Origin of the sequence: Brevundimonas sp. UBA7664 (assembly GCF_002483305.1) — a bacterium.
GTDB lineage: Bacteria > Pseudomonadota > Alphaproteobacteria > Caulobacterales > Caulobacteraceae > Brevundimonas.
In genome coordinates this window covers 1-12967 of sequence record NZ_DLHQ01000033.1, presented here as the reverse complement: position 1 = coordinate 12967, position 12967 = coordinate 1, and the positions used below count along the sequence as shown (strand labels likewise).

The 12967-nt window shown below is 67.9% G+C and carries 9 protein-coding genes and 2 pseudogenes; 4 read left to right on the top strand and 7 right to left on the bottom strand.

Annotated features, from left to right (window positions below; genetic code table 11):
* The first annotated feature begins 32 nt into the window (after positions 1-32).
* Positions 33-1022: an aldo/keto reductase gene (locus tag B2742_RS08300; RefSeq protein ID WP_292065005.1), complete on the top strand. Its 990-nt coding sequence runs from the start codon at positions 33-35 to the stop codon at positions 1020-1022.
* Here B2742_RS08300 and B2742_RS08295 read toward each other — a convergent pair.
* From B2742_RS08295 to ligA, 4 genes and pseudogenes are all read right to left on the bottom strand, one after another.
* Positions 1019-2143: a hypothetical protein gene (locus B2742_RS08295; RefSeq protein ID WP_292065003.1), complete on the bottom strand. Its 1125-nt coding sequence runs from the start codon at positions 2141-2143 to the stop codon at positions 1019-1021. The two genes, B2742_RS08300 and B2742_RS08295, sit on opposite strands and share 4 nt — an antisense overlap.
* Before the next feature lie 232 nt (positions 2144-2375).
* A pseudogene (locus tag B2742_RS08290) lies at positions 2376-2612 on the bottom strand (BRCT domain-containing protein); the annotation flags it as partial.
* A 237-nt stretch (positions 2613-2849) separates the two neighbouring features.
* Positions 2850-3254 (bottom strand): annotated as a pseudogene (locus tag B2742_RS08285) (3'-5' exonuclease); the annotation flags it as partial.
* 11 nt (positions 3255-3265) lie between these two features.
* Entirely contained in the window at positions 3266-5662 is a 2397-nt protein-coding gene (ligA, locus tag B2742_RS08280) for an NAD-dependent DNA ligase LigA (RefSeq protein WP_292065001.1), read from the bottom strand.
* Between the two features lie 151 nt (positions 5663-5813).
* Here ligA and B2742_RS08275 point away from each other — a divergent pair, with 151 nt between their 5' ends.
* The 3 genes from B2742_RS08275 (at position 5814) to B2742_RS08265 (ending at position 8121) form a co-directional block, all read left to right on the top strand.
* Positions 5814-6788 carry a M28 family peptidase gene (locus B2742_RS08275; RefSeq protein ID WP_292064999.1) on the top strand — a complete coding sequence of 325 codons (975 nt, stop codon included), beginning with the start codon at positions 5814-5816 and terminating at the stop codon, positions 6786-6788.
* Positions 6789-6871: 83 nt separating this feature from the next.
* On the top strand, positions 6872-7504 hold the full coding sequence (locus tag B2742_RS08270) for a methyltransferase family protein (RefSeq protein ID WP_292064996.1): 633 nt from the start codon (positions 6872-6874) through the stop codon (positions 7502-7504).
* A 59-nt stretch (positions 7505-7563) separates the two neighbouring features.
* The gene (locus B2742_RS08265) at positions 7564-8121 is read left to right on the top strand and encodes a hypothetical protein (protein ID WP_292064993.1); all 558 of its coding nucleotides are present in this window, start codon (positions 7564-7566) and stop codon (positions 8119-8121) included.
* Between the two features lie 7 nt (positions 8122-8128).
* On the opposite strand, the gene B2742_RS08260 is transcribed toward B2742_RS08265, so the two are convergent.
* The 3 genes from B2742_RS08260 to B2742_RS08250 all read right to left on the bottom strand — a co-directional run.
* On the bottom strand, positions 8129-9637 hold the full coding sequence (locus B2742_RS08260; protein WP_292064991.1) for a Ppx/GppA phosphatase family protein: 1509 nt from the start codon (positions 9635-9637) through the stop codon (positions 8129-8131).
* A complete protein-coding gene (locus B2742_RS08255; RefSeq protein ID WP_292064989.1) occupies positions 9637-11859 on the bottom strand; it encodes an RNA degradosome polyphosphate kinase in 2223 nt (740 codons plus the stop codon). The genes B2742_RS08260 and B2742_RS08255 overlap by 1 nt, the downstream gene beginning before the upstream one ends.
* 106 nt (positions 11860-11965) lie before the next feature.
* A partial coding sequence (locus tag B2742_RS08250) for an RcnB family protein (protein WP_292064987.1) occupies positions 11966-12967 on the bottom strand: 1002 nt, incomplete at its 5' end.

Below are 12967 nucleotides of genomic sequence, written 5' to 3'. Positions count from 1 at the left end.
TCGCCGGGTCCCCACATTTCAGGAGTGCGGTCATGAAGATGCGCAAACTCGGCCGCGGCGGCCCCGAGGTTTCGGCCATAGGCCTCGGCTGCATGGGCATGGCGGCCTTCTATGGCGAGCCGTCGAACGAGGGGCAGGCGACGGCGGTGATCCACCGCGCGCTCGACCTCGGCGTCACCTTCTTCGATACGGCCGAGATGTACGGCCCGCACATCAACGAGATGCAGGTCGGCAAGGCGCTGGCCGACCGGCGCGACCGGGCCTTCGTGGCCACCAAATTCGGCATCGGCTACAACGCCGACCGCACGGCCCTGGCCGTCGACGGCTCGCCGGCCAATGTGCGCCGCGCCATCGAGGGCAGCCTGAAGCGGCTGGGGATGGACCACGTCGACCTCTACTATCTGCACCGGGTCGATGCGATCACGCCGATCGAGGAGACGGTCGGGGCGATGGGCGAGCTGGTGAAGGAGGGCAAGGTGCGCTTCCTCGGCCTGTCCGAGGCCGCGCCCGAGACGCTGCGCCGGGGCCATGCCGAGCACCCGATCACGGCGCTGCAGACCGAATATTCGCTGTGGAGCCGCGAGCCGGAGGACGGACTGCTGGCGACCTGCGAGGAATTGGGCATCGGCTTCGTGCCCTACAGCCCGCTGGGGCGGGGCTTCCTGTCGGGCGAGATCAAATCGGTCGAAGACCTGGCCGCCGATGATTTCCGGCGCTCGAACCCGCGCTTCCAGGGCGAGAATTTCCAGAAGAACATCGACCTGGTGAAGGCCGTCGCGGCGATCGCGGCGGACAAGGGGGTGACGGCGGCGCAGCTGGCCCTGGCCTGGGTGCTGGCGCAGGGGGACCACCTCGTACCGATCCCGGGAACGCGGCGCATCCGGACTTTGGAAGAGAATGCGGCGGCGGTGGATATCGTCCTGACCGCCGACGATCTGGCGCGCATCGAGGCGGTCTTCCCCAAGGGGGCGGCCTCGGGCCATCGCTACGCCGAGGCGGCGCGGTCGGCGCTGAACCGCTAAGGGGCCGCCGGCGCCCGTCGGGCCGCCAGACTGCCGTGGGTGGCGCCGGCCAGACCGGCCAGACCCAGATATTCCGGCCCGGACAGGCCGTGGATGATCACCGATCGTGTGACCCGGCGCGCCTTGGCGACCGCCTGCTCGGCCCAGACCGTGAACTCTTCCCGTTCGAGCGGATGGACGCCGGCCTCGAACGCGACGCCTTGGAGCCGGACTCCGCGCAGGTCCTCGAGCGACCGTCCGGGGGCCTCGCGCAGCTTGCCGACCACGATCATGCAGAAGGGTTTGATCATGACCGTGACCGCGGCAAGGGCGCTGCCGGGCACCCCTTCGATGTCGGTGATCTCGCAGACGAGCCCCTTCTCGACGCCCCGCGTCGCCTCCTTGAAACGGGCGATCAGAGGACCGCGTCCGCGCTGGCTGGCCAGGGTCGTATAGGAGACCGGCAGGAAGAGGGTGGGCTGTTTGGCGTTGCCCTGTTCAGACTTCAAACGGCTGATCCCGCGGGCGATGGTGGCGAGATCGACCTTTTCGATGTCGGCGGTCGTCAGGTTCCGCAGTTCCTGCGCGCCGAGTTCCACCTCTCCCGGCATCCGCAGGACCCGCCGGGCGATTCGGTAGCCGATCTGGGAGAAGGTCTTGAGCTCGAAGACCGGCTCGAGATGGCAGGAGACCCGCAGCGTCTGGCCGTCCGCGGCGACAAAGGGGTTCCAGGGCATCGGCAGGCTGTCGTCCGCGTCCGGCCGAACCGGCAGCGGTTCGGTTCGGGCGGCGGCGGTCGCATAGTCCCGATCAATTTCGGCCGCGAAGATGCGCCCGCCGCTGAGGCTGGTGACTTCCAGGACATCGGCGGCCTCGGGCGCGGCGCCGCCAAGGAAATGGGCCAGCAGTTCGCGCAGATACAGCAGACAGGAGACCTGGGCGCTGAACTTGCCCAGCGCCGGCTGGACCACGAGATAGTCGGTCGGCGACACCCGCTGGAAGAAGCCGCCGCCCTCGAGATGGCGCGTCAGGGTGCGCTCGACGTGGTGGTAGATCTGTTCCTGGCGGCTCTCCCACCTGTCGCCCAGCCGTTCGGCGATGGCGTCAAGGCCGATCAGATTGATCCGGCCTTCCTCCAACATGCCAGAGCTCTGGAAACGCTCAAGCAACGGGGCAAGCTCGTGGGTGGAAAATCGCTCAACGACCGGTCGAGCCTCCACCCTGTCGGCGACAAGGGTACTGGCCATGGAGTGATAGAGCCCGGTTCCGATGATTTATTGATTAAGGTTGTGCCGGGCGGCCCGTCAGACCTTCTTCATCGCCGCCGGTCCCCGTTTTGGTCATGCTCTAACCTTGGCCGTATGCGCGATCAGCTCATCCGATGAGGGCCAGCCACTCGTCTTCGGTCAGGACCTTCACGCCGTGCTTGAGGGCGTCGGCCATTTTCGAGCCCGCGCCCGGGCCAGCGACGAGGTAGTCGGTCTTCTTCGACACCGAGCCGGACACCTTGGCGCCGAGGGATTCGGCCCGGGCCTTGGCCTCGTCGCGGGTGAAGCGTTCCAGGGCGCCGGTGAAGACGAAATTGAGGCCCGAAAGCGCGTCTGATTTCGGAAAGTCCTGGAATGTGGACCTTGCAGACCGGGATTGCGGCGACCGGTCGGTCTGGGGAGCGGGCGACGAGCACGGCCAGTAGCTATCCGCGTTCAGTCGCCCCAGCGTCACATTGGTGAGAGCTGAAAGGCTATTGAAGCAGGTGGCCCCGGTGACCTTCATCGCTTCGATCGCCAGTGATGCGCACGCATAGGCGTCTTCGCTGGCATCATGGTGTTTGAACTTGATGCCGAGGTAGTCACAAACGTCGTTGAGCCGGCCCGAGGTCAATTCCGGCCAGCTCTGGCGGGCCAGCTTGACGGTGCAGAGGTAGTCGAATTCGGGATAGGGCAGGCCGTAAACATCGCATGTGTTGCGGACAACGCTGATGTCGAACGACGCATTGTGGGCAAGCACCGTCCGACCGCTGAGACGGGGTGAGAGCATGGCGAGCACAGCGGGAAATTCCTCAGCGTCTCGCACATGGTCCGGACCAATGCCGTGAAAGGCGACGTTGAAGCTGGCGAACCTCATCCCGGGAGGTCGGATATAGTGGTGTTCCACCGACGCAATGACCCCATCGTCGATCCACGCGAGGCCGATCGAACATGGACTGGCTCGCTGCTCGTTCGCCGTCTCGAAGTCGATCGCCACGGCCCGCATCGCTCATCTCTCTATGGTTGAGCTATCAGGCTTAGCCACTCGTCTTCCGTCAAGACTTTTACGCCATGCTTTTGCGCGTCGGTAAGCTTCGACCCCGCACCGGGACCGGCGACGAGAAAGTCCGTCTTCTTGGAGACGGAGCCTGACACTTTTGCTCCCAGTCTTTCCGCGCGGGCCTTGGCTTCATCGCGAGTAAAGCGTTCAAGCGAGCCCGTGAAAACTACAGTCTTGCCAGCGACCGCGGTGTCCGTTGGGGGGCGCTCGACTTCCAGTATCGTCAGTTCCGAAGCCAGATCGTTCACTGTCTCGCGGTTCTGAGGTTCATGGAAGAAGTGAGCCAAGGCCTCTGCCGCGACTTCGCCGACTCCGTTGATCCCAGCGAGCTCAAGGAAATCTCCGCTCGGAGCACCATTGGCGGCTGCTTTGGCCTCTTCTGCGAACATCTTCCAAGAGCCGTAGTGCTCCGCGAGGGCGCTCCTCACCTTGTTGGGGAGCTTCGGGATTGCCCTTCCAATTTTCTCCGGGAGTTGCGCCTCCGGCCAAGGGTCCTCCGATTGGTCGGATCTACCGAACTCCACGACCAAGGCCTGATTGACAGGACCAACGCCCTCCAATCTAGCCAACGCATTCCAAGTCGATCCCGGCAGTCCCTTCGCTGCGGCATCGACCGCAGCTTCCAGAGTGGGCCAAGACTGATAAGCGCGCGTAAGAGCGATCGATGTCTGTTCCCCGATGTCGCGGATTCCCAAGCCGAACAAGAAGCGATCCAGCGCGATTTCGCGCCGAGCTTCGATGCTCTCCAAGAGCCCATCGACCTCCTTGAAGGTACGCTTGTCGTCGGCGATCGACTTCGCGACTTTCTTTCCGGTCTGAATCTCTCGCTGTTGCGCCAGCTTTTTGCGTTGCTCCAGCACGACTTCCCGGAGCTTTTGGCCATGATTGCGGAGGCGGAAGATGTCGCCTGGCCTGGAGACCAATCCACTTTCCAACAACATCTCGATCAGACCCTCTCCCAATCCCTCGATGTCGAAGGCGCGCCGAGACACGAAGTGTTTGAGCCGCTCAAGTCTTTGGGCCCCACAGGTGAGCCCCCCGGTGCAACGCCGGCGCACTTCGTTGTTTTCGCGGACAGCCTCTGACCCACAGACTGGGCAGTGGGTGGGAAAGACGTAAGGGACAGTGTCGGAGGGGCGCTTTTCGGGGACGATGCCGAGAATCTGCGGGATGACGTCTCCAGCGCGCTGAAGGATGACGGTGTCGCCTAGCCGAACGTCCTTGCGGGTGATCTCGTCCTCATTGTGGAGAGTAGCGTTGCGAACGACGACACCGCCGACGGTTACAGGGTGGAGTCGGGCGACGGGAGTAAGAGACCCCGTGCGCCCCACCTGGATGTCGATGTCCTCCAGCACCGTCGTCGCCTGCTGCGCCGGGAATTTGTGGGCGATGGCCCAGCGGGGGGTGCGGGCGACGAAGCCGAGGCGGGCCTGCCAGTCGAGCCGGTCGACCTTGTAGACCACGCCGTCGATGTCATAGCCGAGGCCGGCGCGGTCGCGCTCCAGCTCGGCGTAGAGGGCCTGAAGGCCGGCGGCGTCCTCGACCTGGCGGGATCGGGCATTGACCTGGAAGCCCCAGGTTTCCAGCGCCTTGAGGGCGCCCGCTTGCGTTTCGGCGAAGGAGTCGGAGGTCTCGCCCCAGGCGTAGGCGAAGAAGCGCAAGGGCCGTTTCGCCGTGATCGTCGGATCCTTCTGGCGCAGCGAGCCGGCGGCGAAATTGCGGGGGTTGGCGTAGGTGCGCTGGCCCTCCGCCTCGGCGGCGGCGTTGAAGGCGTCGAAGGCGTCATTCGGCGCATAGACCTCGCCCCGCACCTCGATGACGGCGGGCCAGCCCTTGCCGGACAGGGTCTGCGGGATGTCGGCGATGGTGCGAAGATTGGCGGTGACGTCCTCGCCCGTCCGGCCGTCGCCGCGCGTCGCGCCGGTGACCAGCACGCCGTTCTCGTAGCGCAGACTGGCCGAGAGGCCGTCGATCTTGGGCTCGCCGACGAAGGCGACCACTTCATCCACCGGCAGTTTCAGGAAGCGGCGGATGCGGGCGACGAAGTCCGTCACCTCCTCCGGGGAAAAGGCGTTGTCGAGCGAAAGCATCGGCACGCCGTGGCGGACGGGGGCGAACTGGCTGGAGGCGGCGGCGCCGACCACCTGGGACGGAGAGGCGGGGCTGGTCAGGTCGGGGAACAGGTCCTCGATCTCGAGCGCGCGGCGCTTGAGGGCGTCATAGTCGGCGTCCGGAATCTCGGGCGCGTCCTGGCCGTGATAGAGGGCGTCGTGGCGGGCGAGCTCGGCAGCCAGCCGGTCGAGTTCCTCGCGCGCGGCGGACTCGGTCAGCTGATCGACGGGGGTGTCGGACATGAAACGCTCGCGAGATGGATTCCCGGCGCCCGTTCTAGCATCGCCCGCGCGGCTTTCGAGAGCGCAACGGCGAACGATATGGCATGACAACGAGTTAATCTGACACGGTCGCCGCGTCCCGCTAGCGTCGCCGCGACTTCAAGGAGCTCCCATGCGTCACGCCCGTCTTCTCGCCCTGTCCACCGCCCTCGGCGGAGCCCTGATGCTCGCGGCCTGCGGGGCCTTCTCCGGACCTGAGGCGACGCCCGTGGCGGCGGCGCCGTCGCCGTCGGCGATGCACGCCCAGTTGCTGGAAGACGTCCGCATCCTGGCGGCCGACGACATGCAGGGCCGCGACACCGGCGCGCCCGGCGGAGAGCTGGCGCGCAACTATATCGTCGGCCGGCTGGAAGGCCTCGGCGTCGTCGCGCCGCCGATGGGCCGGTTGCAGCCGTGGGAGATGCAGGGCCGTACCCGCGCCGGACCGAAGACCTTCAACGGCGTCAATATCCTCGGGGTGATCCCGGGTACGCGCGTCACCGACCGCTACATCGTCGTCACCGCCCACTATGACCACGTCGGGGTCAACGCCGAGGGGCAGATCTTCAACGGGGCCGACGACAACGCCTCGGGCGTCGCCACCATGCTCGCCCTGGCCGCGGACCTGAAGCGTCAGGCTCCGCAGCACAGCGTGCTGATCGTGGCCCTGGACGGCGAGGAACACGGCCTGCTCGGCGCCCGGCATTTCGTCGAGGCCCCGCCGGTCCCGCTCGCCTCGATCGCCATGAACCTGAATTTCGACATGACCGCGCGCGCTGAAACCGACGGCAAGCTGTGGGTCACGGGCACCTATCAGAACCCGACCTTCCGTCCGATGCTGGAGGGTATTCCGGCGAATGGCGCGGTCGCCCTCGCGTTCGGCAAGGATTCGCCGCAGGACACCGGCTCGGACAATTGGGTCGAGTCCTCGGACCATGCGGCCTTCCACCGGGCGCAGGTGCCGTTCCTGTACCTGGGCGTCGACTTCCACCCCGACTATCACCGTCCCTCGGACGATCTCGAGCGGATCACCCCCTCGGTCTTCATCAGCGCGACCGAGCTTTCGATCGCTTCGTTCCGGGCGCTAGACGCGGGGCTGAACCGCTGATCGGGAGCGCGGGACACCCGTAAAGATACGGGGTTGCAAAGGTGACGGTTCGGTCGTCTGGTCCGACGATCGGAGACGCGCCCATGACGATCACCCATCGACCGGCCCTGGACCTCGGGGCCGTTCAGAGAATCCGCAAGGTCGCCGTGCTCGTCGCCCTTGTGGGGCTGGTCGGGCTGGCGCTGGTGACGCAGTCGATCGGCGGCGCCGACGGCGAATGGCACGAGCGGGTCGAAGCTACGGGCTTCCTGGCCATGATCGTCTCGATCGTCGGCCGGGCGTGGTGCTCGCTCTACATCGGGGGCCGCAAGAAGGCCGAGATCGTCGACCGCGGGCCCTATTCGATCACCCGCAACCCGCTCTATGTCTTCAGCTATCTCGGCGCCTTCGGCATCGGGGCCCAGAGCGGCAGCGTCACCATCGGTCTGGGTTTCGTTCTGGCGGCCATGGTCGTCTTCTACCTGACGGTGCGGCGCGAGGAGGCCTTCCTCGAACGGGAGTTCGGGGCCGTCTATGCCGCCTACAAGGCCCGCACGCCGCGCTTCTGGCCCCGGTTCTCGCTGTGGCGGGATGAGGAGCAGCTGACCATCCGGCCGACCCTGTTCGTGACCACGATCCGCGACGGCCTGGTCTTCCTGCTGGCCATTCCGGTGTTCGAGCTGATCGACGCCGGGCAGGCGGCGCACTGGCTGCGGGTCGTCGCCTTCCTGCCCTGACGGTGGACAGCCGCGCCCCGGCGTGGTCCGGTCGGCCGGACAGTCAGGGAGCCGACCTCATGCGCCGATCCATCCTTCTGGCGGCCAGCCTTCTGGCCCTCGCCGCCTGCGACCGCCCCGACGCCCCGACGGACGCCCCGTCCGCGCCGCCGGCAGGGGCCACCGCCTTCAGCTATGCCTCGACCGGCGATCTGTCCGGCTACTACATGCCGGCCAGCGAGGTGCGGCTCGGCAAGTGGAGCTTCGACCACATCTTCCTGGGCCAGGCGGCCGAGTTCCGGGCGTGGACGCAGGGCGACCGCAGCGCGACCTTCGCCCCGGTCATGCTGCAGTTCGAGGACGCGACCAGCCCGATGGTCCAGACCGAGCTCGGCGAGACGCGCAGCGTCTCCGCCCGGGTGCTGCCGACCCGCTACGCCGTCAGCGACGAGCGGATCGAATTTGAGGGGACCTCGGCCGAGCTGGGCCGGGTGGCGTTCGCGGGCCGGCTCGATCCGGGGGCGTTGGCGACCTCGCGGCGCAATCTCGGCGACGAGGGGGTGGTGGTGACCGGAACGCTGACGGCCGGTGGCGAGACCGTGCGCGATGTCCGCCTGCGCTGGTGGATGGGCGACTGATCCGAAATCAGCCGCCGCTGCGGATATCCAGTTTCAGCCCCATGGCCTCGGCCAGGGCCTTGCCGCGCCGGCGGGTCTGTTCTCCGAGCAGGACGTCGGCGTAGCCGTCGCTGGCGGTCAGCACCAGGGCGCCGTCCTTCACCGCCGCGCGGGCGTTGACCAGCAGTTGGGGTGACCGGCCCGACAGGTCGCAGGCGAGGCGGATCGCCAGTCCCAGCGCCCGGGCGCCCTGACGCTGGTCCTCGGTCAGCAGCCGGCCGATGGTGTTCGACTCCGGCGTCGAGACGGACCCGCCGTAGCGGGCGTTGACCGCCACGGCGAGGAAGGCGCGCTCGGCGTGGTTCTGGCCGGGCACCGGCGCGCGCAGGACCTGGTCAAAGGCCAGTTCGACGCGGTGGTCGGGATGCAGCCGGGCGCCCAGATCGGCGAGGCGGCAGGCAGCGTCGGCGAGGACGCGGTCGCGCGCTTCGCCGAAGACGGGGGGCAGGGCGGCGACGAGCGGCGCGATCCAGCCGTTCAGGGCGCCGGGCAGGGTGGGCGAGATGCCCTGCCGCGCGCCGAGGGCCGAGCAGCCGGCCAGCAGCGGATCCGCCGTGGCCGTCTCCGGGTCGAGTGTCTCGTACAGCAGGCCTTCGCGCACACCCCAGGCCGACAGAATGATGCGCTTGAGGGCGAGGCGCTCGATCAGCGCCTCCAGCACAAGGGCGGCATGGGGCAGGGTCTCGGCCCGCTTCTTCGACAGGCCGGGCCATTTCTCGAGCGAGGCCTTCGACTGGCGGGCGATCAGCCGGGCGGTGTCGAGCACGTCGGCGGCGGCCATCTCATACTGGTGGACAATGCGCAGCGGATAACCGCTGACCTGCATATGCACCTGAGCCAGGGTCCGCCACGCCCCGCCGACGGCGTAGAGGGTGTCGGCGGCGTAGTCCTCCGCGGGCTTGAGCCGCTTGGCGATCAGGCCGCGCAGCCGGTCGGCGTCGAAGGCCTTGTCGTCGGCGAGAGCGAAGGGGCCGAGGGGCAGGGTGACGCCGCGCCCGACCTCGCCTTTGGTGATGCGCACCAGTTCAAGACTGGAGCCGCCGAGGTCGCCGGCCACGCCGTCGGCCATCGGGATGCCCGCCAGCACGCCGAGGGCCGCGTAGCGCGCCTCTTCCTCGCCGGTCAGGACGCGGATCTGCAGGCCGGTTTCGGCGGCGACGCGGTCGCAGAAGATCTGGCCGTCTTCGGCTTCGCGCACGGCGGCGGTGGCGGCGACGAAGGCATGGGCCGGCCGGACCCCGTCGACGACGGCGGCGAACCGCTTCAGCGCTGTCAGCGCCTGGGCGGCGCCCTCGACGGACAGTTTGCCGGTGACGGGCAGGTCGCGACCGAGGCCGGCCAGAACCTTTTCGTTGAACACGGTCCAGATGGCGCGGCCCTCGAGCCGGTACAGGACCATGCGGACGGAGTTGGAGCCGATGTCGATGGCGGCGATGTCGCGCGGGGCGCCGATCGCCGTGAGCAGGGCCTCGGGCATCAACGCTTCTTCCGCGACGGCTCGTAGCTGAGGTGACCCGGCAGGGTCTTCACCTTGCGCCCCCGGCCCGACAGGCTGGGGTTGGTCATGAAGTATTTGTGCGCCGAGAACGGCCGCTCGGGGTCCGCGGGCGCGACCCGGTGGTAGGCGCCGTCCGGGGCCAGAACCCAGCTCTGGGCGTCGTCCTTGAGGTTGGCGACCATGATCTGGTCAAGCACCTGATCGTGGACGGTGGCGTTCAGCACCGGGGTCATCAGCTCGACGCGGCGGTCCAGATTGCGCGACATCCAGTCGGCGGAGGAGATGTAGAGCTTCGCCTTGTCATGCGGCAGGTCGCGGCCGTTGGCGAAGGCGACGATGCGGCTGTGTTCGAGGAAGCGGCCGACGATGGACTTGACCCGGATGTTCTCCGACAGGCCCTCGACCCCGGGGCGCAGGCAGCAGATGCCCCGGACGACCAGTTCGATGCGCACGCCCCACTGGCTGGCGCGGTACAGGGCGTCGATCACCGCCGGATCGACCAGCGAGTTCATCTTGGCCCAGATCGCCGCCGGCTTGCCCTTGGCCGCGGCCGCCATCTCCTTGCCGATCAGGTCGATCAGCGTGGTCTTCATGTTGAGCGGCGAGACCACCAGGGCCTCCAGCTCGTCGGGCTGGGCGTAGCCGGTGATGTAGTTGAACACCCGCGAGGCGTCGCGGGCCAGGACGGGGTCGCAGCTGAACAGGCTCAGGTCTGTGTAGATGCGCGCCGTCACCGGATGATAGTTGCCGGTGCCGAAATGGCAGTAGGTGCGCATGGCGTCCCCCTCCCGGCGGACGACGACGCTGAGCTTGGCGTGGGTCTTGTACTCGACGAAGCCGAAGACGACGTGGACCCCGGCGCGCTCCATGGCTCGCGCCCAGCGCAGGTTGGCCTCCTCGTCGAACCGCGCCTTGATCTCGACCAGGGCGGTGACGTTCTTGCCGTTCTCGGCCGCCTCGATCAGGGCGGCGACGATGGGGCTGTCCTTGGAGGTGCGGTACAGGGTCTGTTTGATGGCGATGACATTGGGGTCGCGGGCCGCCTGACGCAGGAACTGGACCACCACGTCGAAGCTCTCGAACGGATGGTGGATCAGCATGTCCTTCTCGCGGACCGCCGCGAAGATGTCGCCGCCGTTGTCGCGCACCCGCTCGGGATAGCGGGGCTCATAGCCCTTGAACTTCAGGTCCGGATGGCCGGCGGGGATGAGGTCGGAGAGCTGGGCCAGACCCAGCATGCCGCCGACCATGACGATGTCCTGGGGCGCGGCGTCGAGCTGGTCGATGATGAAGGTGCGCAGATCGTCAGGCATGGACGCCTCGATCTTGATGCGCACCACCGAGCCCATGCGCCGCTGCTTCAGCGCCTCCTCGAACTCCATGACCAGATCTTCGGCCTCTTCCTCGATCTCGATGTCCGAGTCGCGGATCAGGCGGAAGACGCCGCGCTCCAGCACGTCGCAGCCGGGGAACAGATGGTCGATGAAGAGGGTCAGCAGGCTTTCGAGCGTGAGAAAGCGTTTGCGGCCCGGCGTGGAGCGGCCGTCTGTCGCCAGCGGCCAGAACCGCTTCACCTGGGTCGGCACGGGCACCAGCGCATAGAGGGTGCGGTTGTCCGAGCGCCGCTTGAGCTTCAGCGCCAGCGAGAAGCCGAGGTTGGGCAGGAAGGGGAAGGGGTGGGCCGGGTCGATCGCCATAGGCGTCAGCACGGCGAACAGCTGGTTGAGGAACTCCGGCTCGAGCCGCTCGCGCTCGGTCCGGGTGATCCGGTCGGCGTCGACGACCTCGATGCCGACGCCCTTCAGCTCCTTGCGCAGCTTGCGCCAGCGATGCTGCTGTTCGGCCATCAGGGCGCCGGCGGCGACATTGACCTTGTCCAGCTGTTCCGCCGGGGTCAGGCCGTCGGCGGACAGCACCCGCACCCGCTCGCGCACCTGGCCCTTGAGGCCGGCGACGCGGGTCATGAAGAACTCATCGAGGTTGTTGGCCGAGATCGACAGGAAGCGCAGGCGCTCCAGCAGGGGGTGGGCCGGATTGGCGGCCTCTTCCAGCACCCGGCTGTTGAAGGCCAGCCACGAAATCTCGCGATTGAAGAAGCGTGTCGGCGAGGCCATCAGCGCCTCGGACAGGTGCAGTTGCGGCGCGCGCGAGGAAGGGACCTCCTCGCCGGTGGTCGTGTCGCTGATCGCCGCGTCGCTCATGACGCCGGTTCTGACCCGACCCGGCGACGGCTGCAACCTTGCTGCGACACAAGAAGACGCCGCCCGGCCTCGCGGCCGGACGGCGTTTCCTCCGTGTCCTGACGGCTTACCAGCGCCAGGCGTCGTAGATGACGTCGATGATGTAGCCGTCGTACTGGTCGATCAGATAGATGTGGTTGTCGACCAGCACCCAGCGCGTGCCTTCCGGCGGATAGCCGAGGCCATAGGTGCGCCAGTCGTCCAGCTGGTAGCGCCAGAAGATCGACGGCAGATAGTCGCCGACGTAGTAGCGCTGGCCCCAGTAGTTGCGCGGCACGCTGTAGTAGCCGTAGCCCGGCGCGAAATAGAAGCCGATGCGCAGGCCGCTGTAGCCGCGGAAGCGGTGGTCATTGCGCCACCAGTCGCCGCGGTGGCTCCGGTTCCAGTTGCGGCGCCACTGGTCGCTGTTGAAGCGCTGGCGGAACTCGCGGTACTCGCGGCGATCCTGACGGCGCTCCTGGCGGTCCTCTCGACGATCGTCGCGGCGATCCCAGCGGTCTTGCGGTCGGTCGGGCCGGTTCGGCCGATCGGGCCTGTCCGGACGGTCGGGCCGATCAGGGCGGTTGGGCCTGTCGGGCCGTGGACCGCCATCCTGATCCGGGCGGTTGGGCCGGTCCGGACGGTTGGGACGGTCCGGCCGATTGGGCCTGTCGGGACGCGCGCCGCCGTCCTGGTCCGGCCGGTTCGGGCGGTCGGGCCGGTCAGGGCGGTTGGGCCTGTCGGGACGCGCGCCGCCATCCTGATCCGGCCGGTTCGGGCGGTCGGGGCGATCAGGCCGGTCAGGACGATTGGGCCTGTCGGGACGGGGGCCATCCTGATCGGGGCGGTTGGGCCGGTCGGGACGATCGGGACGATCAGGCCGGTTCGGGCGGTCGGGACGGTTTCCATCGGCGCCGGCGTCGGGCCGGTTGGGCCGATTGGGACGTTCGGGCCGGCTTCCGTCGCCGTCAGGGCGGTCGGATCGATCCGGTCCCGCGCGGGCGGGTCGGTCGGGCCGCGCCGGGCGCGCGGGTCTTTCGGGCCGGGCCTGACGGGCCTCGTCGCGCGCTTCGTCGCGGTCCTGGCGGGC